This is a genomic window from Bradyrhizobium sp. FW305-F6 (assembly GCF_058782905.1).
The window spans coordinates 715170-736597 of record NZ_JBYSYD010000002.1; the positions used below are offsets into that span (position 1 = coordinate 715170).

A 21428-nucleotide genomic window follows, 5' to 3' on the forward strand; every position below is an offset into this window, starting at 1 on the left:
CCTCTACTCACCCGCTGTCATTACGGGGCTCGCGAAGCGAGAGCCCGGAATCCATCGGACGGCGCAGACGGAGGGGGAATGGATTCCGGGCTCGTGCTGCGCACGCCCCGGAATGACGAGCGAGACTTTGGCCAGGCGCCCCACTACTCACCCGCCGTCATTCCGGGGCTCGCGAAGCGAGAGCCCGGAATCCATCGTGCAGCAGAGACGGAGGAGAAATGGATTCCGGGCTCGTGCTGCGCACGCCCCGGAATGACGGCTGCGAGCTATGCGACGATCTCGTTCAACACCTTCATCAGCGCCTCCGGCGCCGTGACATTCGGCGCATGGCTGGCGTCGAGCTCGACATAGCGCCAGCCATCCTCGTTCCTGGTGCGCTTCGCGAACTGGCCGAACACGTCGCCCGGCGGAATGCGCGTGCAATAGATGTAGCTGCGCGGCATCGCCGGCTCGCCGTGCCCGAGCCTCAAGCGTGTCTCGAAGCACTTGATCGGCATCGGGACACGGCGCGGGTTAAGCCAGTCGAGATCGTCTTGCGGGGTGTCGGGCGGCGGCGGATTCGGCGGGATGCGATAGCCGTCGCCGGCGGCTGCTGCCCTTCGCATCGGCTCGCGCCCGCCCTCATTGAGATCGAACAGCGACTGCCCGTCCCGCGGGACGAAGGCGTCGAGATAGATCAGCTGCGTCACGCGCTCGCGCGCGCGATCGGCGACGCCGGTCGCGACCATGCCGCCATAGCTGTGGCCGAGCAGGACGATGTCGCTGAGATCCTCGAAAGCGATGACATTGAGGATGTCCTGGATATGCGTGTCGAGATCGATTGCGGGGCTTGCCAGATGCGCGCGTTCACCGAGGCCGGTGTAGGTCGGCGCCACCAGGCGGTGTCCCGCCTGCGCCATGAGCGGGTGCATCTTCTTCCAGGACCATCCGCCGGACCAGGCGCCATGACAGAGCAGGAAGGTCTTCGCGCGTGCGGCCATCGGCGTTTCCATCGTTCCTGTTGGTACGACGGAGTGTACTGGCCGGCCGCGCGATGTAAACGCCGCTCAGGCGGCGCGGGTATCCGCCTTGACCAGAACCGGTGCAAGCTCGCCGGCCTCGCGCCTCAGCTTGCTCGCCTCGAAACCGTGCATGCCGAGCTGCCATTGCAGCCCGACGATGGCGCCCTTGGTCGGTTGCAGCAACGCGAGCGAGGCGACCAGCGTCACCGGCAGCCACACCGCGAGTTGCAACCATTCCGGCGGCGCATAAGCGGCCTCGACCGCGAGGATCGCCGGCACCACGAGATGGCCGACCACGACCATCACGAGATAGGCCGGAAAATCGTCGGCGCGGTGGTGAGACAGCTCCTCGCCGCAATGGTCGCAAGCCTCCGTCACTTTTAGGAAACGGCCGAACATGTGCCCTTCCCCGCAATTCGGACATTTGCCGCTGAAACCGCGCCACATCGCCTTTGCCAGAGAGACCGGCGCCAGAGAGACCGACATGACCACACCTCTTCCTTTTCGACGATCCATACAATAATATCCTGTATCCATACATTCAAAGGATATGGCGCCAAATTGCATGGATTGGACCCCTACAATCTCGGAGCTGAGCGGCCCGCGCTACCAGCGCATCGTCGATGCGATGGAGGCCGACATTGCCGCTGGCCGGCTGCTGCGCGGCCAGCAATTGCCGACGCAGCGTGCGCTGGCAAAGGCCCTCGGCATCGACCTGACCACGGTGACGCGCGCCTACACCGAAGCGCGGCGCCGCGGCATCATGGAAGCCCGCGTCGGACAGGGCTCGTTCGTGTCGGAGACCAGCGCGCGCCGCGCGGTCGACCTGCCGCATCCCGTCGCGATCGACCTGTCGATGAACGTGCCGCCGCATCCGCTGGAGGCGCAGCTCGACGAGCGCATCATCGCCGGCATGGAAGCCATCCGCGCACAATCGGGCCTGACGGCGTATCTCAACTATCAGCCGCCCGGTGGCAGCGCGCATGAGCGCGAGGTCGCGGCGCGCTGGCTACGCGCACGCGTTCCGCATGCGCAGGCCGACAGGCTCGTGATCTTTCCAGGCACGCAGACGATCCTGTTCAACCTGCTCGCCCATGTTGCGCAGCCGGGCGAAACCGTGCTGACCGAAGCCCTCACCTTCCCCGGCATCAACGCCGCCGCGGCCCGGCTCGGCGTCAAGCTCGTCGGTGTCCCCATGGACGAGGACGGCATCCTGCCGGATGCGCTGGCAAAGGCCTGCCGCGTGCACAAGCCCAAGGCCGTCTATCTCATTCCGACGCTGCACAACCCGACCACGGCGACGCTGTCCGCCGAGCGGCGCGGCGCCGTCGCGAAGATCATCCGCGATGCCGGCACCATCCTGATCGAGGACGACGCGTACGGGCTGCTGGACCGCTCGGCCTCGCCGATCGCGAACCTCATTCCGGAGCAAACCTATCTCGCGACCACGCTGTCGAAATGCATCGCGCCCGCGCTTCGCGTCGCCTATCTGGTGACGCCCGACGGCGACACCCAGCGTGACATGCGCGCCTCCTTGCAGGCAACCGTGCAGATGCCGGCACCGCTGATGGTCGCACTGGTGACGCATTGGATCGAAAGCGGCATTGCCGATCGCATCATCAGCGCCATTCGCAGCGAGGCAGTCGGCCGCCAGCAGCTTGCGCAACGCACGCTGAAGGGTTTTCAATTCCTCGCCAGGCCCGCCGCCCATCATCTGTGGCTGCGGCTGCCGGAAGGCCGGCCCGATCTCGCGGCACATCTGCTGCGGAACGGCCTTGCGATCGTCGCGGGCGATGCCTTCACGGTCGACGGATCGCCGCCGCATGCGGCCCGCGTCTCGCTGGGGGCGGCGCGCAATAGATCGGAACTCGCGGAAGCGCTGCGCATCCTGGTCGGCGCGCTGCAGAAGCCGGCCGACCCCAGGCAGATCGTTTAGATCACCGACGATGACGGCGATGGGCGGAGCGCGCGGGGGATACCACAGGTGACGGATAGGCCTGTGATGCATACGCATCGCGCGGCATTGCCTGCTGACCGAGAGCCGCGCGGCCGGCGGGCGTGAGCTGGCCGCCGTTCAGCACGTCGCGGTCGGGATGGGCGGCCTGATACGCCGCAGGCTCCGAAAATTGCGCCTGGGCCATTGTCGGCATCAACGCCGCTGCCAGCAGCGCGGCTGCAGCGGCCATCTTGGTGCGGGTCATCGTCATTCTCCATTATCGCCTTCAGCCGATCCGGACCAATGATCGCACCGGGCGGTCAAGGATTGAAGTACGACCGTCATGTAGGTGCGTCTTTCGCGAATGCCCGAACGCCGCAGATCACGCTTGCGTGCAGGATGGATTGACCTGCAAGGCGGCAGGCATGTTATGCGAGCGATGGCGATCGAAAGAATCCGGGATCGCCCTTCGCCACAAGGCTAATCTGTTGGAAACGCTCACCTACGTCCTGCTGCTGTTCGGCGCCCTGGCCGGCGGATTCGTCTCGGGCCTCGCCGGGTTCGGCACCGCGCTGATGGCGCTCGGCATCTGGCTCTACGTCCTGCCGCCCTCGCTTGCGGTCCCCCTGGTGCTGATCTGCTCGGTGATCGCGCAGACCTCGACGCTGCCCTCGATGTGGAAAAGTTTCGACCTCTCGCTAGTTTGGCCGTTCCTGATCGGAGGTCTGCTCGGCGTGCCGCTCGGGACCATGCTGGTCGCCACGGCCGATCCGAAGGTATTCAAGCTGAGCGTCGGTGTGCTGCTCCTGATCTTTTCGAGCGCGCTGTACCTCAACAAGAGACCCCTCGCCTTCAAGTTCGGCGGCAGGATCGCCGACGGCGCGATCGGCTTTGCCGGCGGCATTCTCGGCGGCCTCGCCGGTCTGTCGGGCCCGCTGCCCATCCTTTGGGCCAACATCCGCGGCTGGAACAAGCACGAGCGGCGCGGCATCTTCCAGCTCTTCAACTTCACGGTGCTCGCCACCGCGCTGGCGTTGCAAACGGCATCAGGCCTGGTCGAGCTGAAAGTGGTCTGGCTCGCACTGGTCGCGTTTCCGGGCACGCTGATCGGCGCATGGGCCGGCGCCAAGGTCTATCACGCGCTGAGCGACAAGCACTTCGGCGATGTCGTGCTCGGCCTGTTGTTCCTGTCGGGCCTGGGCCTCGTCTGGAGCAGTGTTGGCACGCACTGAAGCGCGACGACGTTTGAATCGTCATCGCGCTTTCCCATTTCATCCTTTGACAGCGCGTTGCCGGGGCCTTCGCCCCGCCGCCGCGCGCCTCACTCCGCTGCGATCTGTCCGAGCTCCACCACCTGGCGCTCGAACAGGCCGCGATAGATGCCGCCTTGCCTGGCTGCGAGCACGGCATGCGTGCCCTGCTCGACGATCTCGCCGCGGTCGAACACCAGGATGCGATCGAGGCTCCTCACCGTCGACAGGCGGTGCGCGATCACGATCGAGGTCCGGCCTTTCATCAGCCGCTCCATCGCCTGCTGGATCAACGCCTCCGATTCCGAATCGAGGCTCGACGTCGCCTCGTCCAGGATCAGCACCGGCGCATCCGCCAGGAACGCGCGTGCCAGCGCCACGCGCTGCCGCTCGCCGCCCGACAGCTTGACGCCGCGCTCGCCGACCAGGGTGCCGTAGCCCTTAGGCAGGCGCAGGATGAAGTCATGCGCGTTGGCAAGCCGCGCCGCCTGCTCGATCGCCTCGAGGCCGGCGCCCGGCCGGCCATAGGCGATGTTCTCCGCGAGCGTGCGGTGAAACAGGATCGGCTCCTGCTGCACGATCGCGATCTGGCTGCGCAGCGATTGCTGCGTGGCGAGCGCGATGTCCTGCCCGTCGATCAGCACGCGGCCGCCGGTGACGTCGTAGAGGCGCTGCACCAGCTTGACGAAAGTGGTCTTGCCGGAGCCGGAGCGGCCGACCAGGCCGACGCGCTCGCCGGCGCGGATCCTGACCGACAAGCCGTCGTACAGCGGCGCGCGATGGCCGCCATAGTGGAACGTGACGTCGTCGAACACAATCTCGCCGCCCTCGATCGCGATCGGCCGCGCGTCGGGTGCATCGGCGATCCCGATCGGCTCGTCATGGATCGCCACCAGTTCGTCCATGTCGTTGACCGAGCGTTGGAGGTTGTTGATGTGCATGCCGACGTCCCGCAAATAGGCGTGGATGATGTAGTAGCTTGTCAGCACATAGGTGACGTCGCCGGGCGAGGCGTGGCCCGCCATCCACAGCAGCACCGATCCGCCGATCACGGACGCGCGCAGGCACAGCAGCAGGGACAGCTGCGACATCGCCGTGTAATTGTAGCGGTACCAGGTCCGCCGCACGCGCACGCGCCAGCGGTTGATGACACCGGCGAGCCGCGTGTCCTCCCGCGCTTCCGCGCCGAAGGATTTCACCACCGCATTGCAGGTCAGTGCATCCGCCAGCGTGCCGCCGACCTTGGTGTCCCAGGCATTGGAGACGCGGGCCGCCGGTGCGATGTAGCGGGTCGAGAGCACCACCGTGATCGTGACGTAGAAGATCGCCCCGATCGCGATCACCACGCCGAGCGAAGCCCAGTGCATCCCGATCAGGATCATCGAGCCGACCAGCACGAGCAGCGAGGGCGCCAGCGCCATCAGGATGGTGTCGTTGAGCAGGTCGAGCGCCCACATGCCGCGGGTGATCTTGCGCACCGTGGAGCCGGCAAAGGAGTTCGCGTGCCAGTCGGTCGAGAAGCGCTGCACGCGGGTGAAAGCCTCCTGCGCGACGTCCGACATGGTCTTGAGCGTGAACGGCACGATCGCCTGGAGACCGACCAGACGCAGCACCACGGAGGCCGCGCCCAGCGCCACGATGGCGCCAAACGCGACCAGCGCGGCGTGCCGCGCATCGGGGTCGGAGGGACCGCGAGTCAGCGCATCGACCAGATGTCCGGAGAATACCGGCATGAACAGGTCAGCGACGGTTGCACCGAGCAGGCCGCCGGCCACGACAAGGCCGCGCCAGGGCTGCTTCAGCCAGTGCCGGAATACGAAGGGCAGCACGACCCGAATCGCCGCGGGTTTCTTTGACAGAGCGGTCATGACATCACCCGGCCGCACGCGCGGGCCGGCTCCATCGATGGACGCAGACCGGCCACGAAGGCCGGAACGGCGTCACGTAAGACTGATTTTGACTTGGGAGGTGGAGCGATCGGGGCGCCGGGTCGAAACCTGGGCCCAATCGAAGCTGGCGGAAGAGGCCTCTAAAAGGCCGCGTACATTCCGAGCAGCGAGATCATCGAGCGCGGGCATACGATCTGCGAATGCGACGAAATCATGCAAATCCCTCCCGGTTCGAATGAATGAGGTGCGGTTTATAGATGTGTCGTTTTCGATTTGCAACGGGGCCCGTGCGAGATCACGCACGAGTGTTGCAATTTGGTGCGCGGCGCCGCCGCTACTCTCCGCCGTCATGCTCCGCGAAGGCGGAGCATCCAGTACGCCGCGGCTTCTCGGTTCTAGCCGCGCTGTCTCGGCGGACTGGGTCGCCCGATCAAGCCGGGCAATTGCATATGGAAGCAATCTCGCCTGTGGCCATCCTTCGAGACGCCCGCCGTTGGCGGGCCCTCAGGATGAGGACCGAGTGTGTTGCGCTAGTTTCAACGAGCACCGATGCTGCCTAGCCTCATCCTGAGGGCCCGCCGGAGGCGGGCGTCTCGAAGGACGAGGCGCGCGCTCAGTTCGCGCAAAGCACCACATGCGATTGCCGTGCGGTTGAAGGCCGGACGACGACACCGATCTGTGGCCCGATCAATGCGCGTCGCCGCCGGCGCCGAACGGCGAGGCCGGCTTGTCGAGCAGCGCGACCAGCAGGCTGAGGCCGAGATAGAACAGCGTCAGCGTGAGGAACACGTCGCCGAAACTCATCACCACGGCCTGGCGGTGCACGATCTGGCTGAGCTGCTTCATCGCCATCAGCGCGGAATCCCCGAGCCCCTGGAATTTCTGCATGAACATGGTCAGCGTTTCGGTCGCGGTCGCATTGCCCCAGGTCACGCGCTCCTGGAGGCGGGTGATGTGCAGGTCGGTGCGGTCGTTGAGCACGGTGTTGATGACGGCAAGGCCGACCGCGCCGCCGAGATTGCGCATCAGGTTGAACAGCCCGCTCGCGTTCTTCACCTTCTCGGGCGGCAGCGTGCCGAGCGCGACATTGTTGGTCGGCACCATCGCGAACATCATGCCGATGCCACGCAATATCTGCGGCACCAGCAGCTCGTAGAAATCGTAATCGCGGGTGATCCAGGTCATCTGATAGGAGCCGATCGCAAACACGATCAGCCCGAACGCGATCATGTAGCGCATGTCGACCTTGGCCATGAGCCGGCCGACCAGCGGCGCGACCAGGAACATGGTGATGCCGGAGACGAACATGGTCTCGCCGATCATCAGCGCGCTGTAGCCCCGCACCTGGGCGAGATAGAGCGGATATACGTAGGTCAGTCCGTAAAGGCCGATGCCGATGCAGAATTGCAGGGTGCAGCCGACGGCAAAATTGCGATCGGAGAAGGTGCGCAGATTGACGATCGGCTCCTCCGCCGTGAACACGCGCCAGAAGAAGGCGATCGCCGAGATCGCGCAGATCCAGGCGCAGACCGCGACCGAGGTATCCTGCATCCATTCATATTGCGGGCCTTCCTCCAGCACATATTCCAGCGTCCCGAGGAAGCTGGCCATGAACAGCAGGCCCCACCAGTCGAAGCGATCGAGCAGCTCGAAATGCGGCTCGTCGAAATCGACCAGCACCAGGACGCCGATGGTGATGCCGATCCCCGGCACGACGTTGATGAAGAACAGCCAGTTCCACGACATCAGGTCGGTGATGTAGCCGCCGACCGTCGGCCCGATCGTGGGTGCGAGGGTTGCGACCAGCCCGATGATGGGGCCGACGATGTGGAATTTCGTGCGCGGAAACACGGTGTAGGCCGAGGCGAACACCGTCGGGATCATGCCGGCACCGAGGAAGCCCTGCAGCGCGCGCCAGAGGATCATCTCCTCGATCGTGGTGGCGAAGCCGCAGAGCAGGCTCGCGGCGGTGAAGCCGGCCGCCGAGATCGCGAACAGTAGCCGCGTGCCGAAGGCGCGCGACAGGAATCCGGAAAGAGGAATCGCGATCACCTCGGCGATCAGATAGGCGGTCTGGACCCAGGAGACTTCGCTCGAGCTCGCCGACAGCCCGGCCTGGATCTCGCTCAAGGAGGCCGAGACGATCTGGATGTCCAGGATCGACATGAACATCCCGAACACCATGATGATGAACGCGAACAGCCGCTTCGGCGCAATGCGCTCCGATGCGGGATCCGCCATCATGGCAGGCGAAGCGGTGGTGGCGGTGGCCATTCTCTCACTCAGCTCGCGCGAGAGGGCGCGGTCCACCTCTCCCCATCGGGGAGAGGTCGATTTGCGCCTGACGATGCGCAGCATCGTCCAGTGCAAATCGGGTGAGGGGCTCCAGCTTCCACGAGAGAGCGTAACCCCTCACCCGGATCGCATCTTCCGATGCGATCCGACCTCTCCCTTCGGGAGAGGTGAAAGAGGGAGCAGCGCTCGTCTCGATCATCACAGCGATCCTACTGCGGATGGACGGTGGGATCGTCGAGATCGACCTCGCTGTCGGCGTCGGCCGCACCCTTGTTGGTGTCGACGGTCGCATACACCGACATGCCGGCGCGCAGCAGGTTCTGCTTCGCCACCGATTTCGGCACGCGGATGCGGACCGGCACGCGCTGCACGATCTTGGTGAAATTGCCGGTGGCGTTGTCGGGCGGCAGCAGCGTGAACACCGAGCCTGCACCCGCCGCGATGCTGTCGACGACGCCGGAGAACTTGCGCATGCCGTAGGCATCGACCTTGATCGTCACCGGCTGGCCGGGACGGATGCGCTTGAGCTGCGTCTCCTTGAAATTGGCGTCGATATAGACGTCGTCGAGCGGCACGATGTTGCCGAGGCGCTGGCCGACCGCGACGAAGTCGCCGGTGTTGACCAGGCGGTTGGAGAACGTGCCGTTGACCGGGGCGCGCACCGCGGTGAAGCTAAGGTCGCGCTCGGCCTTGGCGAGCGTGGTCTTGAGCTCGGCGAGCTGCGCCTGCGCTTCGGCCTGCTGCGCCTTGGCAACGTCGACATTGCTGACGGCGACGTCGTAGGCGGCCTTTGCAGCCTTGACCGCGGCAGCCCCCTGATCGCGCCCGGCTTCCGAGCTTTCGAAGGTGGCGCGCGAGGCAAAGCCCTTGCTGCTCAGCGCCTGCTGACGCTCATAGTCGAGGTCGGCGCGCTTGAGGCCGGCTTCCGCGGAGACGAGCTGCGCTCTGGCCTGCGCGACCTGGCTGTCGAGCGCGGCGACCTGGCGGCCGATGCGGTCGATGGTGGCCTGCTGGGTCGCGATCTTGGACGCGGCGGCTTCGACCGCGATCTTGTAGTCGCCGTCGTCGATGCGGAAGACGATGTCGCCTGCCCGCACCGGCGTGTTGTCGGCGGCGAGGATCGCGGCGATGTGGCCGGCAACGCGCGCGCCCAGCATGGTGTTGTTGGCACGGACATAGGCATCGTCCGTCGAGATGTAGAAGCGGCCGACCAGCGTGTAATAGCCGACATAGCTCGCGGCTGCGAGCGCCAGCAGAAGACCGACACCCATCAACACGAATTTGCGCTTGCCGGATTTCGGCGCAGCGGCAGCGGGCGCGCTTGGCGCGGGAGCGGCTGGCCTGTCCGCCGCCGGCCTCTCCGGCTCCACCGGGAGCGGACGCTTCGCCTCCTCGGCCGATGGGTTGCGGGAGTGCTCCGCAGGGAGCGGGGTCGTCGCGGACGCAGCATCACCGCCCGCCTGATCCCCCACCTCGTCCTGACGAAGGATGCGAGCGGTCTGGTCTCTCGATACGGCCATGAAGGCCTCCCACAAAAAAGCGCGACCAGAGGGCGGCCGCGGTGCAGCCAGTTCCTCTCGCGGATCTAAATATCATTGACCGAACGGTTCGGTCAATATAAAGAAATGTCTCGCCGCGATTGTACTGCGCCAGTCCTTATTCGGGTTTCATGGCGTTGATCCCGATCGAAAAACCTTCCGAGAGCCTAAACCAATGGTTGTAGCCGCCAGCGAAGATCGCCCAGTCGTCCAGGAGGAGGACAGCTCCAAGCGCCGCCAGATCCTGGACGGTGCCCGCAAGGTGTTCATGGATCTGGGTTTCGACGGCGCCAGCATGGGCGAGATCGCGCGCGCCGCGCAGGTCTCCAAGGGCACGCTCTACGTCTACTTCGCCGACAAATCCGCGCTGTTCGAGGCCATCATCGAGGAGGAGGCGCTCCAGCATGGCCAGGTGGTGTTCAGCTTCGATCCTGCCCGCGATGCCGACGCCACGCTCAGGGAGTTCGGCCTCGCCTATCTTCACCTTGTCTGCCGGCCCGGTGGCGGATCGGCGATCCGGACCGTCATGGCGATCGCCGAACGCATGCCTGATGTCGGCCGCCGCTATTATGCGCGGGTGCTGGACAAGAGCATCAACCGCCTCTCCGATTATCTCAGGGCGCGTGTGGTCGCGGGCGATCTCGATATCGGCGATTGCGATCTTGCCGCCTCGCAGTTCATGGAACTGGCCAAGGCTTCGCTGTTCCTGCCCTTCGTATTCCAGGCCGCACCGGCGCCGTCGGAACAGCGCATGGCCGAGGTGGTCGACAGCGCCACGCGGATGTTCCTGGCGGCGTACAAGGCGAAGTAGCAGCGCGTTGCGCCTGCAGACGGGGCCGCACTATATTGCGGCCATGTCTCGTGATCTTCGCCCGCCGGTCGACATTCTCCACTACGAGATCGTCCAGGAACAAGCCTCGGCGCTCGGCCGGATGGGCCGCGCGCTCGAACAGGCCTTGGCGCGCTTGCGCGAGTTCGATGCCGCCCACGCAGGCTCGGCGACGCCGGCCTCAATGCAGCCGGCGAGGCACAAGCTGGTTCTGGCAGCCGGCCAGGCGCTCTGGATGTTCGTGGTCCAACGTGAGGCGACGGGCCTGCGCGACAGCCGCCACATCATGCGCACCTACAACGTCCCGGCCGAGGTGCAGCGCTGCATGGGGCTGGCGCCGTCGAAGCAGGCGTAGATCGCAGATTGTAGCCAGCATGAGCGCCGCCGCCTATTCGTCGATGTAATCGTCGTCTTCGCGCCTGTGCGCGGTGCTCTTGCGCGCGCCGATCGAACCGGTGACGGAGGGATCGCGCGCGTTGGCATAGGGTCTGCGCGATTGCGCGCGCGAGGCAACTTCGTCGCCCGACACTGCGGCTGGCTGGCAGATCAGGCGACGGCTCGGGCGGCGCATCAGATCGACGTGGATGTGGTCGTAGTGAAAGACGTTGGAGCCCGGCGCGAGCACGGTCGTGAAATGCGCGCAGGCCCCTGCCTGCACGTCGCGCAGGAAGCCCTGCTCTTCCGGCACGCCGCGCCAGCCGTCCTTCACGGTCACGCGGCGGCCGTCGGCCAGCACGAAGGCGGAAATGTCGAGCGCGTTGCCGAAGGCGTGCTCGGAGATGTGGGCCCGCGAGTTGCCGTTCATGCCGCGGCAGGAATAGGCGGAGATCTGCTTGATCTCGGCCACGCGCACGCCGAACCAGCGCATCGCCGCGGGCTGCACCGTGTCGGCGAGCCAGCGGTCGAGCTCGGACACGATCGGGCAGGCCAGCGTCGCCGTCGGCTTGATCGCGACGGGCCCGACGGCCGTGACGGGATTGCCCTGCGCCGGACCAAGGCGCGGCAGGGGCTGCTGCGCCGGCGGCTGCGAGTAAGGCGCCGGCCGTGTCGGATAGCTCGGCGCATTCATGTAGCGCGCGGCTCCGGCAGCATCGGTGCCTTCGGGCGGCAGATCGATCTCGTCTTCCTGCGGCGCCACGCCAGGCGCGTTCAGCGACATCGGCCCGGTCGAGGCCCCATAGCCGGACGGCTGGCGCGTCGGACTCTCGGGATAGTTCGACCGCGGCGGATAGGACGAGGCCGGGTAGTTCTGGCCCTGCGGATAGTTCGATTGCGGCTGCCTCACGGGCCAGCGCGGCTGGCTGCCGATGCTCCCCGGCGGACGCAATGGCTCGTCGGCAAAGCCATACGTGCCGGAGGCTTCGCCGATCGCTGCGACCTTGAGTGGAAATTCGGCGCCGCACTGGCCCGGGCCGGAAATCGGGTCGATGCGGACGATGTCCGCATTCTCCTTCACCGCGCCCGATTTCAAGCATGCGGCTTCCGCCTCGGCCCGCCACGGTTCGCGTTCGGCCTGGAAAAAGCCGCGTCCGCAACCCGCTAGCGAAACAAGGACGATGGAGCCGACGAGGTACAAACGAACTCCGCGCGTCATGGACGCACGTTCGGTGAATTTACTTAAAGACTCTTCAACGTATTGATTTCAGTATTCTTTAACCATGATGGCCCGGGCTTGCCTGGACCCTGCCGCCGATCCGCGACAACAAGGCTGACTTTTTTGTTGAGACACTCTCTGTTAACCATGCCGGTCGCGGCAAAGCGCGCGACCATCGGGGAGTGACCTCATGACGTTCGGCAGCAGACTGAGCGTTATCACCGCCTACCTCGCCATGGCCTTCGTCGGCGCCATCGTGCTCGGGATGGTCTAGGGGCAACAATCGACCGCACGGATTCCTCTCCTTCTCCCATTGCGGGAGAAGGAGGCGCGAAGCGCCGGATGAAGGGTTCTATCCTCCCGCGCTTGTGCTCGTGGATGAAACCCCTCACCCCGGCGAGCCCGTGTCTTCCAGCGGAGCTGCCCTCTCCCACAAGGGGCGAGGGCACAGTAACGCGCAGCGCATCACGAAGAGCTACGACCGCGCGCTCCATTCGGGTGACGTCGTGATCAGTTGCTCGCGCGGCGCCTCGACGCGCGTCCAGTCGTTGCCAGAGCACCAGAAGCGGCCGAGTGCGCAGGCTTCGACACGCAGCTTGCCGGAGCTCTTCAGCGTCATCCTGGCGTGATAGGTGTTGCCGCTGGAGCGGCTGTAGATGCTGCCGGTCCAGACATCGTGCTTCTTCGGCTTCATGTTGACGAGCACGCTCTCGCCCCTGCGCGAGGCGTCCGTCAGCGCGTAGCCGCACAGTGCAGGTCCACAACGCTCGATGCGGACGGTGCCCTTGGCGCCGGCGCTCTCCCATTCGCCAAGCGGCGTGTAGCTCTCGCCATTGCCAGGCTGCGCCACCGTTGCGGCCTGCTTGATCTGCGGACTCGGGTCGACGGCCGGCGGATCGCTACGCGGCGCATCGAGCGCGACGGTCTTCGGCTGATCGAGGCGCGGCAGATCAACGCGCGGCAGGCCGGGGGCCGGCGCGTCGAATTTTGACGTCTCGATCCCCGACGTCTCCGATCTTGACGGCGGCGGCACAACGGGCTGCGACGTCGCCGCGGCAAGGACGGGAGGCACCAACGGTTGCACGGCGGTGATTGCTTGTGGCGGCCGAGCCGGCGCTTCTGGACAAGCCGGCTGCGGCGCCTGGACGACCGGCGCGGGCGTTGATGGCAAGGCCGGTGCGCGGGCATCTGCCGTCGGCCGCAGGCTGCGATTGGAAGACACCGTGACACAGGAGGCGGATCGGCAGTTGCGCGGCGCCTCGACATGAAACCGGTGGCCGCCAATCGAGAAAGTGCGCGAGCCGGCCTCCGCCGTAGTCGCGACCGCCATCAGCGCGATCGATGTGCCAAGACAAATTGCGAGCCAAGTCGCAAGCCGGATCGCAAGCCGCTGCATCGGCGTCTCCCTCGATGTCGCGACAACTCTAGCAAGCCAGGTGCAGCTGAATGTGCGCTACCTCACCCAGGCGGCCGCGCTCGTTGTGATGCCGGTCACAGAACGCCTGACCGCCGCGGCGTAGGGTCGAGCCACGCTTCATCCACCAGCGACCAGTCCATCGGGACCGCGCTATTTTCGGAGGTTGTCATGAACAGGCTCACCATCGCCGCCGCCGCGCTCTTCCTCGCTTCGACGGCTGCCGCGCACGCCGGCAATTCGATCTCGTTCCAGATCGAGGGCCAGCGCATCCGCATCGAGACGCCGCGCAACTGCGCTTCGCTCAATTGCGTGACCATCGTGGCGCCCGGCCTGTCCGACAAGCCGATCAAGCTGAACAACATCAACCTCAAGGGTCTCGGCGGCTCGAAGGATGATGACGAAGATACCACGCCGGCTCCGGCGACGACGACGGCGCAGCCCGCGCCGGCCCCCGTCCAGCAGCAGCCCGTGCCGCAGGCGACCGCGCCGGCCGCACCAGCCGCGACAGCACCCGTGACCCCGGCCGCGAGCGTTGCTGCCGCTCCCTCCGTCGGCTTCGACGGCACGCAGCCTGCTCCCGTCGCTGCGCCTGCTCCCGTGACCGCCCCCGCACCCGTCGCTGCTGCTCCGGCACCGGCTCCCGTGGCGGCCGCGCCGGTGGCAGCGGCGAACACCCCGATCGGCATTTGGGCCACCGAAGAGAACAAGGGCAATGTCCGCGTCGAGCAGTGTGGCGTCAATCTCTGCGGCTACGCCGAGAAGACCAACGAGCGCGTCCTGATCAACATGAAGCCCGAGGGATCGAAGTGGAGCGGCCGCATTCGCGACCCCAACTCCGGCCGCAACTACGATTCCACGATCTCGATGAAGGGTCCGAACACGATGCGCGTGCAGGGCTGCGCCTTCGGCGGCATGTTCTGCGGCGGCCAGACCTGGAAGCGCGTGAGCTGATAGCGAAGGTGTCACATCGCAAAGCATACGACGTCGTCATGCCCGGGCTTGTCCCGGGCATCCACGTTCTTGGTGCCGCACGGCAAAGCGTGGATGGCCGGGACAAGCCCGGCCATGACGTTGCCGAAATAGCCGACCCCACGCTCGCATCGCGCGCTGTTTGAACCTTCCTCTCTTGCCGCCCATGTTCATCCGCCATTCAGCTGCCCGCGGCTGAAATCCGCAGCTCTCGCCTCGCGTTCTCACCGGACCTCCTCGTGACTTCATTGGTAGCCTGGCCCCGCCTCGTGTTCGCGCTCGCCCTGTTGGCCTTGCCACTGGCCGGCAGCAACATGGCATTCGGCTCCGAGGCCATCGAGCTCGCCCAGGCGCAGCCGCAGGCACAGCCGATACCCGGCCCCTCCCCGACGCCGTCGGCCTCACCGACACCCGCTGCAGACGCGCAGCCCGCCGCCGTCGAGCCGATCGGCAACGTCGCGACCGTGACGGGGATCGCGACCGTGATCCGCGACAAGAATTCCTATCCGCTGCGCGTGCGCGACGACATCTATCTGAACGACATCGTCCAGACCTCGTCGAACTCCTCGCTCGGCATTACCTTCGACGACGCCACGACGTTCAATCTCTCGGCCAGTGCCAGGATCACCATCGACAATTACGTCTATGAGGACGGCGGCAAGCAAAATTCGGCGATCTTCGACATCAGCAAGGGCACCGTCGCCTTCGTGGCGGCCGCGGTGGCGAAGACCGGCGACATGAAGATCACGACGCCGACGGCAACGCTCGGCATCCGCGGCACAACGGGCGTCGTCGACGTGCCCGAGGGTGCGGCGGCGAACAGGGCGCGCAACGTCAACATCAAGCTCTACCCCGACGCCGATGGCCGGGTCGGCCACATCGAGGTCGCCGACCGCACCAGCGGAACGCGGCTCGGCGCGCTGACGCAGGCCTCCAGCGGCTTCGCGATCCGGCCGGGTGCAGGCGGCGGCGTCATGCGCTTTGCCGCGGTGCCGCTCGCGATTCCGACCCAGCAGATCGCGCGCGACCGCGGCTTCGTCAGCCAGGTGCATCTGACGCAGACGGCGGGCCGGCAAATTATCGTCGAGCAGCGCGACTTCCGTCGCAGCAATCCGGGCGCGCTCAGCCGCATTCCTCGGCCGGTCCAGCCGCAGCAGCAGCAATTGCGGCCGGCGACGACGCCCGGACAACAGCGACCGAACGGCCAGCCCGGCCAGAACATCCGTCCGGGTCGGCAGCAGCCGGGTACGCCCGACCGGCAAGGCGCGCAGCCGCCGCAGCGGCAGGGACAAGGCGGCGCCATGCAGCCGGGTGGTCGACGCGCAGGCCAGGAGCAGCAGGGCCAGCAAGGCGCAGGTCGCCCGACAGGCGCACCTCGCCGGGGAGAAGCAACGCAGCCGGGCGCCGCCCCGCAAACCCGGCCGCAGCGCGCTGGACAGATCCAACCCCCGCCCAGCGGAATCATGCCGCCGCAGCCGGGCCGGCCGGCCGCGGCTCAACAGCCAGGCCTGCAGCGCCCCGGCGGATTCCGGCAGCGCCTCACACCGCCACGAAACCCGGCGCCATATCCGAAGGACAGGAAGGAGCGGCGGTGACAACGCCGCGCCTCCGTCGTTGCGAGGCTGGCAGAGCGGCGTGAACAGCTCTCATGCCTCGCCGCGCAGCCACGCCTTCACCTTCTGCAGCAAACCGTGGCGCAGCTCGTTGACGGACGCCGCCTCGGCCGGCGTCAGCGTCTGCAAGGCGGCATCGATGTCGTCGGCCGTTGGCGCCGGCTCAGGCGGCGGCGACGCTGCTAGCCCCGCCGCCGCGAGCGCGATCGGACCAACCTGGTTGAGGAACGCGCGTTCGTACTCGCGCGACAGGCGCGCGATTGCATCGTCCAGCGTCAGCCAGTCCACCGCCTTGACGTCGTTCATCAGCTTGCGGATCGGTCCGCCGCCCGCCTCCATCCGCCAGAAATGCACGACCTTGGAGCGCCCGCCGGATTGGTAAACCAGCGTCCCCAGAAATTCGTGCACGGCGACGTCGTGGCCGGTCTCCTCCAACACCTCGCGGTGCGCCGCTTCCTTTGGAGTCTCGCCGTCGTCGAGCTTGCCCTTGGGAAGGACCCATTCGTTGCGCTTGCGCTGGCGCACGACCGCAATCAACGGCGCCGAGCCACGCCGCAGCACAATACCCCCCGCGGCCAAGACCGGCGCCCGCGCCATCGCTCACACATCCAGAATCGTCGTCCCCGACAGACGATATAGCCAGCGGGGACGGCAGATTGAAGGCTACTTTCTCCTCAAGAGCGCTTGACCCGCACGAATACGCGAGCCCTCGGCGATGCCGTCGCAGAAGTTGAAATCGCCGGGCGCCAGGATGATGATGGTCGAGCCGTGCTCGAACCAGCCGAGCTCCTCGCCCTTGGCCACGTTGACGTCGCAAGGGAAACTGACCGGCCCCTTCGTCTGCGCGTTCAACACCATGTCGAGGAAGTGCAACCGGATGCTCGCGACCAGGATCGCCGCAACGGGCACCAGTGTCACCGCCTCGCCGGTAGAGAGGTGGGTGCGGATCACCGCGCGCTCGTTCTTGCAGAACAGCCGCTCGACACGCTTGAGCGCGATCGGGTTGACGTTCCAGACATCACCGTGGATCAGCGTGACGCGCTCGATGCGTGCATCGTAGGGCGCGTGGAAGCGATGATACATGCTCGACGTCAGCCGCAGCGTGACGAAGGAGCCGTTGCGGTGCTGATCGACCAGAGCGGAATCGCCGAGCAGATCCAAGAGCGAATAGGGCGCGCCCTTGACCTGGAACAGCTCGCTGTCGGCGATCCTGCCGTGAGCGCCGACGATGCCGTCCGACGGGCTGGCGACAACGGAAGGATCCGGATCGAACGGCCGCAGGCCCGGCTTGAGCTCGCGGGTGAAGCAATCGTGCAGGCTCCTGAAATGCGTCTTGCGCGCCTCCGACAAATCGAGATCGGAGAACAGCTTCCACAGCGCGATTGAGAAATCCCGCACCATCGGATTCTCGATCTTGGAGAACCAGCCCATGAAGCGGGTCAGGGCCGCGCGGGGGATGCGGTTGGTCAGCAGGAAGTTGAGGTCTTCCTGCTGGGTGAAAGAGGCGATGAGGGCTTTGACTGTCATGAATCTGTCAGCTCGCAGGGTTAGCGCTTGTTGTCATGGAAACGACACTCCCGATTCTCTCGATGTCCGTGGCCGCCGCAGCCTCCGCTGCCGCCGTCTTCCCGAAGCTGAAAGCGCGGGTCGAGTTGTCCCGAGCCAAGCACCGCTCGCTCGCGGGGCATTCCAAGATGTCGCGCCGGGTGGCGCGACTGCTGCCGTTCTACGAGTACGGAGAGAGCGATTATTTCTCCTGCGACGGCGCGCCCGCGAACATCGCCGCGCAGCGCAAGGACGGCTTCTTCCGTCTCGCCGCCCTCTACGCCGAGCGCTACCCGAAAGGGCGCGCGATGACGAAGGAAGCGGCGGAGACCATCTCCGACCTGAATTTCACCGAGAGCTACCGCGTGCCGTTCCAGTTCTCGCGTCTCGTCCGCGAGCACCTGGGCCCCTCGACCTTCATGGAATCGTCCAGCGGCGTCACCGTCACCGATGTCGACGGCAACACGTTCTACGACCTCACCGGCTCGTACGGCGTCAATATCTTCGGCAACGATTTCTACAAGGAGTGCATCGAGGGTGCCGAGAAGCGCGCGCATGCGCTCGGCCCCGTGCTCGGTCCGTACCACCCCGTCATCCTGGAGAACGTGCAGCGGCTCTGCCGGATTTCCGGCCTCGACGAAGTCTCGTTCCACATGTCCGGCACCGAAGCCGTGATGCAGGCGGTGCGGCTGGCGCGCTACCACACCAAGCGCACCCATCTGGTCCGCTTCGCCGGCGCCTATCACGGCTGGTGGGGCGACGTGCAGCCCGGCGTCGGCAATCCCATTCCCGCGCACGAGACCTACACCCTCGCCGAGATGTCGGAGAAGACGCTGCATGTCCTGCGCACGCGCCGCGACATCGCCTGCGTGCTGGTCAATCCGTTGCAGGGCCTGCATCCCAACGCCAACGCGCCCGGCGATTCCTCGCTGGTCGATTCCTCCCGCGGCGGCCATTTCGATCGCGCCGCTTATACCGAGTGGCTGAAGAAGCTGCGCGAGGTCTGCACCGAACGCGGCATCGTCCTGATCCTCGACGAGGTCTTCGTCGGCTTCCGCCTCGCTGCCGGCGGCGCCCAGGAGTATTTCGGCGTCAAGGCCGACATGGTGACCTACGGCAAGAGCCTCGCCGGCGGGCTGCCGGTCGGCGTGGTCTGCGGCAAGAAGGAGTTGATGCGCCGCTTCCGCGACGATCGGCCCGCCGACATCTGCTTCGCCCGCGGCACTTTCAACTCCCACCCCTACGTCATGACGGCGATGGACGAGTTCCTGAGCCGCCTCGCCAGCCCGAATTTCCGCGCGGTCTATGAGAGCCTCGACGAGACCTGGAACGGCCGCTGCGGGAAGCTCAACCGGATGATGGAGAGTGCCGACCTGCCGGTTCGGTTCGCCAACTTCTCCTCGATCTGGACGGTGAAATACACCACGCCGTCGCGCTACAACTGGATGCTGCAATATTACCTGCGCGCCGAGGGCCTGGCGCTTAGCTGGGTCGGGACGGGACGGCTCATCTTCAGCCTCAACTACACCGACGCCGACTTCACCGAGGTCGCCGACCGCTTCGTCCGCGCCGCGCAGAAGATGAAGGCCGACGGCTTCTGGTGGCACGACGGCGCGCTCACCAACAAGCAGATCAAGCGGCAGATTCTGAAAGAGATGCTGGCCAAGCGCTTCGGGCGCTGAGGCCGGCTCTCTCCACAAAGCTTCTGTCATTCCGGGGCGGTCCGCAGGACCGAACCCGGAATCTCGAGATTCCGGGTTCGATGCTTCGCATCGCCCCGGAATGACGGGACTTGGGGCCGCGCTCGATCCCACCTCCCCCCACGCCGGGAGAGGCGAAGCAAACACCGCGTTCACAGCCCCCAACACGTGGATGCCCGGCACGAGGCCGGGCATGACGTAATCATCAGACATCGGAATGGGTTCTGAGAGCCGCGCGCTCAGGCGTGCTGCTCTTCGAGCACGGGCTCGCCGACGAGACCCAGCGTATGCTCGGGATTGAGGTGCAGGCCGGGATCCATCAGCTCGCCGCGCATCAGCGCGAGCGGGGCCTTGTGATAAAGCATCAGGTCGTGGAAGGGGTCGGTCAGAATCTTGGTCATCCAGACGAGGCCGGTTTCGACGTCGCGGATGAAGAACAGATGCACGGTGCGGAACAACAGGCCGCCGCCGCCGACCACGAGCCAGATCTTCGCCACCTGGCGCATGAAGTCGGTCGCGCTCGCCCACGGCGTGAACAGGCCGAACAGAGTGGGATCGGCCAGCAGCACCAGCGGCGAGAGCGCCCAGATCGCCATCAGCACGACCTTGCGCTGAAGGTTGTAACCGACCTTGATCTCTTCCTTGTATTCGTGCGTCGCCTGGTTGACGTGATCGTAAGTGTGCGGCTCGAAGAAGAAGTGACCGGCCTGGCGCGAGGTCATCGACACCAGCCAGCCGACCAGCGCTGACACCACGGGGTCGATGAACAGCCAGACATAGGCGAACAGGAAGCTCAGCGCGCTGACGAAGTGCAGGCTCTGGTTGATGCGGCTGTGGTGATAGTAGCGATGGTCGTCCCAGCGCTGGATCCGCAGCTGCTCGAGATAATTCTTGATCATGCTCTTCCCCAAGATGCTTTCGGGTACGGGGTTAAAGGGATTCGATGTAGGCCGTGTGACAACATCATCTTGTCATGTGACGATGCGCAGCGGCGCGGTGACGCACGGTTCACACTCTCTCCTCATCCTGAGGAGAGCGGAACGCGCGTCTCGAAGGATGAAGGCCCGGCTGCAGTAACGAGGCCTTCATGGCTCGAGACGGCGCTTCGCGCCTCCTCACCATGAGGAGGGGCAGTTACGCCGCCTTGGCGAGCTCGACCTTGCGGAAGCGCACCAGCGAGAAGTGGCCGAGCGGCGGGATCAGGCGGCGCTCGGCGAGCTCCATGCCCTTCGCACCGGCGAGCCATTTGGCATAGCGAGACCAGGCGAATTCGGCGGTGCGGAAGCCGAGCGGACGCACCACCGGCTGCAGCTTCTGCTCGATGAAGCGGCGCATGCCGGTGTCGGCGCTGACGCGGGTGAGGATGATCAGTTCGCCGCCCGGGCGCAGCACGCGGGCGAATTCGTCGAGCGCCTTTTCCGGGTTCGGCACCGCGGTGACGACGTACTGCGCCATCACCACGTCGAAGGAATTGTCGGGGAATTCGAGCTTCTCGGCGTCCATCACCGCGAGGCCCTCGACGTTCTTCAGCTTCTGCTCCTTCACGCGGCGGCGCGCCTTGTCCAGCATCGCTTCCGAAATGTCGGTGCCGAAGATGCGCAGGTTCGGTGCGTAGAGCGGCAGCGAGATGCCGGTGCCGACGCCGACCTCGAGCACGCGGCCGCCGATCTTGTTGGTGGCCGCAATCGCCGCCTGCCGGCCCTTGGCGAACACGCCGCCGAACACGAGATCGTACACCGGCGCCCAGCGGTCATAGGCCTGCTCGACCGTGCCGCGGGTGAGGTCGAGCTGCTGGGTGCCGTCAAGGTTCATGATCTTGGCCATCGATGGTTCTCGCTGTGGTTCTGATTGA

At 65.9% G+C, this 21428-nt stretch carries 19 protein-coding genes; 7 read left to right on the top strand and 12 right to left on the bottom strand.

The window, feature by feature from the left end; all coding sequences use genetic code 11:
* Positions 1–266: 266 nt before the first annotated feature.
* The gene (locus AC3WLX_RS14675) at positions 267–980 is read right to left on the bottom strand and encodes an alpha/beta fold hydrolase (protein WP_492336477.1); all 714 of its coding nucleotides are present in this window, start codon (positions 978–980) and stop codon (positions 267–269) included.
* Positions 981–1046: 66 nt separating this feature from the next.
* Entirely contained in the window at positions 1047–1517 is a 471-nt protein-coding gene (locus tag AC3WLX_RS14680) for a DUF983 domain-containing protein (protein WP_492336478.1), read from the bottom strand.
* A gap of 49 nt (positions 1518–1566) precedes the next feature.
* Between AC3WLX_RS14680 and AC3WLX_RS14685 the strand changes: the two genes are divergently transcribed.
* A complete protein-coding gene (locus AC3WLX_RS14685; protein WP_492336479.1) occupies positions 1567–2937 on the top strand; it encodes an aminotransferase-like domain-containing protein in 1371 nt (456 codons plus the stop codon).
* 1 nt (position 2938) lies between these two features.
* Here AC3WLX_RS14685 and AC3WLX_RS14690 read toward each other — a convergent pair whose 3' ends face one another.
* Positions 2939–3202, bottom strand: coding sequence for a hypothetical protein (locus AC3WLX_RS14690; RefSeq protein WP_492336480.1), 264 nt, complete (start codon positions 3200–3202; stop codon positions 2939–2941).
* Positions 3203–3425: 223 nt separating this feature from the next.
* Between AC3WLX_RS14690 and AC3WLX_RS14695 the strand changes: the two genes are divergently transcribed.
* Positions 3426–4169 (top strand): sulfite exporter TauE/SafE family protein, encoded by a 744-nt coding sequence (locus tag AC3WLX_RS14695; RefSeq protein ID WP_291625373.1) that lies wholly within the window; start codon positions 3426–3428, stop codon positions 4167–4169.
* 89 nt (positions 4170–4258) lie between these two features.
* Here AC3WLX_RS14695 and AC3WLX_RS14700 read toward each other — a convergent pair whose 3' ends face one another.
* The 3 genes from AC3WLX_RS14700 to AC3WLX_RS14710 all read right to left on the bottom strand — a co-directional run bounded on the left by AC3WLX_RS14700 (position 4259) and on the right by AC3WLX_RS14710 (position 9891).
* The gene (locus AC3WLX_RS14700) at positions 4259–6055 is read right to left on the bottom strand and encodes an ABC transporter ATP-binding protein (protein WP_492336481.1); all 1797 of its coding nucleotides are present in this window, start codon (positions 6053–6055) and stop codon (positions 4259–4261) included.
* 708 nt (positions 6056–6763) lie between these two features.
* Positions 6764–8350 (bottom strand): DHA2 family efflux MFS transporter permease subunit, encoded by a 1587-nt coding sequence (locus tag AC3WLX_RS14705; RefSeq protein ID WP_492336482.1) that lies wholly within the window; start codon positions 8348–8350, stop codon positions 6764–6766.
* A 230-nt stretch (positions 8351–8580) separates the two neighbouring features.
* Complete coding sequence (locus AC3WLX_RS14710) at positions 8581–9891, bottom strand: HlyD family secretion protein (RefSeq protein ID WP_492336483.1); 1311 nt, start codon at positions 9889–9891, stop codon at positions 8581–8583.
* 193 nt (positions 9892–10084) lie between these two features.
* Between AC3WLX_RS14710 and AC3WLX_RS14715 the strand changes: the two genes are divergently transcribed.
* Both AC3WLX_RS14715 and AC3WLX_RS14720 read left to right on the top strand, forming a co-directional pair.
* A complete protein-coding gene (locus tag AC3WLX_RS14715) occupies positions 10085–10720 on the top strand; it encodes a TetR/AcrR family transcriptional regulator (RefSeq protein ID WP_492336484.1) in 636 nt (211 codons plus the stop codon).
* A 43-nt stretch (positions 10721–10763) separates the two neighbouring features.
* Positions 10764–11093 (top strand): DUF6665 family protein, encoded by a 330-nt coding sequence (locus AC3WLX_RS14720; protein WP_492336485.1) that lies wholly within the window; start codon positions 10764–10766, stop codon positions 11091–11093.
* A 33-nt stretch (positions 11094–11126) separates the two neighbouring features.
* Here the strand turns inward: AC3WLX_RS14720 and AC3WLX_RS14725 are convergent, their stop codons facing one another.
* Both AC3WLX_RS14725 and AC3WLX_RS14730 read right to left on the bottom strand, forming a co-directional pair.
* Positions 11127–12332 carry an extensin-like domain-containing protein gene (locus AC3WLX_RS14725; RefSeq protein ID WP_492336486.1) on the bottom strand — a complete coding sequence of 402 codons (1206 nt, stop codon included), beginning with the start codon at positions 12330–12332 and terminating at the stop codon, positions 11127–11129.
* A gap of 475 nt (positions 12333–12807) precedes the next feature.
* On the bottom strand, positions 12808–13728 hold the full coding sequence (locus AC3WLX_RS14730; RefSeq protein WP_492336487.1) for a DUF2147 domain-containing protein: 921 nt from the start codon (positions 13726–13728) through the stop codon (positions 12808–12810).
* A 189-nt stretch (positions 13729–13917) separates the two neighbouring features.
* On the opposite strand from AC3WLX_RS14730, the gene AC3WLX_RS14735 reads away from it, so the two are divergent.
* Together AC3WLX_RS14735 and AC3WLX_RS14740 are read left to right on the top strand one after the other, a co-directional pair.
* A complete protein-coding gene (locus AC3WLX_RS14735) occupies positions 13918–14700 on the top strand; it encodes a DUF2147 domain-containing protein (protein WP_492336488.1) in 783 nt (260 codons plus the stop codon).
* A gap of 266 nt (positions 14701–14966) precedes the next feature.
* Positions 14967–16313, top strand: a complete 1347-nt coding sequence (locus tag AC3WLX_RS14740; RefSeq protein WP_492337292.1) for a FecR family protein — start codon at positions 14967–14969, stop codon at positions 16311–16313.
* Between the two features lie 51 nt (positions 16314–16364).
* Here AC3WLX_RS14740 and AC3WLX_RS14745 read toward each other — a convergent pair whose 3' ends face one another.
* Together AC3WLX_RS14745 and asd are read right to left on the bottom strand one after the other, a co-directional pair.
* On the bottom strand, positions 16365–16928 hold the full coding sequence (locus tag AC3WLX_RS14745) for an NUDIX hydrolase (protein ID WP_492336489.1): 564 nt from the start codon (positions 16926–16928) through the stop codon (positions 16365–16367).
* Between the two features lie 66 nt (positions 16929–16994).
* A complete protein-coding gene (gene asd, locus AC3WLX_RS14750; protein ID WP_492336490.1) occupies positions 16995–17858 on the bottom strand; it encodes an archaetidylserine decarboxylase in 864 nt (287 codons plus the stop codon).
* Positions 17859–17893: 35 nt separating this feature from the next.
* On the opposite strand from asd, the gene AC3WLX_RS14755 reads away from it, so the two are divergent.
* A complete protein-coding gene (locus tag AC3WLX_RS14755; RefSeq protein ID WP_492336491.1) occupies positions 17894–19558 on the top strand; it encodes an aminotransferase class III-fold pyridoxal phosphate-dependent enzyme in 1665 nt (554 codons plus the stop codon).
* Between the two features lie 257 nt (positions 19559–19815).
* On the opposite strand, the gene AC3WLX_RS14760 is transcribed toward AC3WLX_RS14755, so the two are convergent.
* Both AC3WLX_RS14760 and AC3WLX_RS14765 read right to left on the bottom strand, forming a co-directional pair.
* A complete protein-coding gene (locus AC3WLX_RS14760) occupies positions 19816–20475 on the bottom strand; it encodes a hypothetical protein (RefSeq protein ID WP_492336492.1) in 660 nt (219 codons plus the stop codon).
* 235 nt (positions 20476–20710) lie between these two features.
* Positions 20711–21400, bottom strand: a complete 690-nt coding sequence (locus tag AC3WLX_RS14765) for a class I SAM-dependent methyltransferase (RefSeq protein ID WP_492336493.1) — start codon at positions 21398–21400, stop codon at positions 20711–20713.
* Positions 21401–21428: the final 28 nt, after the last annotated feature.

Bases quoted from the DNA above. Each gene is read 5' to 3' on its own strand.
- AC3WLX_RS14675 (WP_492336477.1), bottom strand. From the start codon at position 980: ATGGCCGCACGCGCGAAGACCTTCCTGCTCTGTCATGGCGCCTGGTCC.
- AC3WLX_RS14680 (WP_492336478.1), bottom strand. From the start codon at position 1,517: ATGGATCGTCGAAAAGGAAGAGGTGTGGTCATGTCGGTCTCTCTGGCG.
- AC3WLX_RS14685 (WP_492336479.1), top strand. From the start codon at position 1,567: ATGGATTGGACCCCTACAATCTCGGAGCTGAGCGGCCCGCGCTACCAG.
- AC3WLX_RS14690 (WP_492336480.1), bottom strand. From the start codon at position 3,202: ATGACCCGCACCAAGATGGCCGCTGCAGCCGCGCTGCTGGCAGCGGCG.
- AC3WLX_RS14700 (WP_492336481.1), bottom strand. From the start codon at position 6,055: ATGACCGCTCTGTCAAAGAAACCCGCGGCGATTCGGGTCGTGCTGCCC.
- AC3WLX_RS14705 (WP_492336482.1), bottom strand. From the start codon at position 8,350: ATGGCCACCGCCACCACCGCTTCGCCTGCCATGATGGCGGATCCCGCA.
- AC3WLX_RS14710 (WP_492336483.1), bottom strand. From the start codon at position 9,891: ATGGCCGTATCGAGAGACCAGACCGCTCGCATCCTTCGTCAGGACGAG.
- AC3WLX_RS14715 (WP_492336484.1), top strand. From the start codon at position 10,085: ATGGTTGTAGCCGCCAGCGAAGATCGCCCAGTCGTCCAGGAGGAGGAC.
- AC3WLX_RS14720 (WP_492336485.1), top strand. From the start codon at position 10,764: ATGTCTCGTGATCTTCGCCCGCCGGTCGACATTCTCCACTACGAGATC.
- AC3WLX_RS14725 (WP_492336486.1), bottom strand. From the start codon at position 12,332: ATGACGCGCGGAGTTCGTTTGTACCTCGTCGGCTCCATCGTCCTTGTT.
- AC3WLX_RS14730 (WP_492336487.1), bottom strand. From the start codon at position 13,728: ATGCAGCGGCTTGCGATCCGGCTTGCGACTTGGCTCGCAATTTGTCTT.
- AC3WLX_RS14735 (WP_492336488.1), top strand. From the start codon at position 13,918: ATGAACAGGCTCACCATCGCCGCCGCCGCGCTCTTCCTCGCTTCGACG.
- AC3WLX_RS14745 (WP_492336489.1), bottom strand. From the start codon at position 16,928: ATGGCGCGGGCGCCGGTCTTGGCCGCGGGGGGTATTGTGCTGCGGCGT.
- asd (WP_492336490.1), bottom strand. From the start codon at position 17,858: ATGACAGTCAAAGCCCTCATCGCCTCTTTCACCCAGCAGGAAGACCTC.
- AC3WLX_RS14755 (WP_492336491.1), top strand. From the start codon at position 17,894: ATGGAAACGACACTCCCGATTCTCTCGATGTCCGTGGCCGCCGCAGCC.
- AC3WLX_RS14760 (WP_492336492.1), bottom strand. From the start codon at position 20,475: ATGATCAAGAATTATCTCGAGCAGCTGCGGATCCAGCGCTGGGACGAC.
- AC3WLX_RS14765 (WP_492336493.1), bottom strand. From the start codon at position 21,400: ATGGCCAAGATCATGAACCTTGACGGCACCCAGCAGCTCGACCTCACC.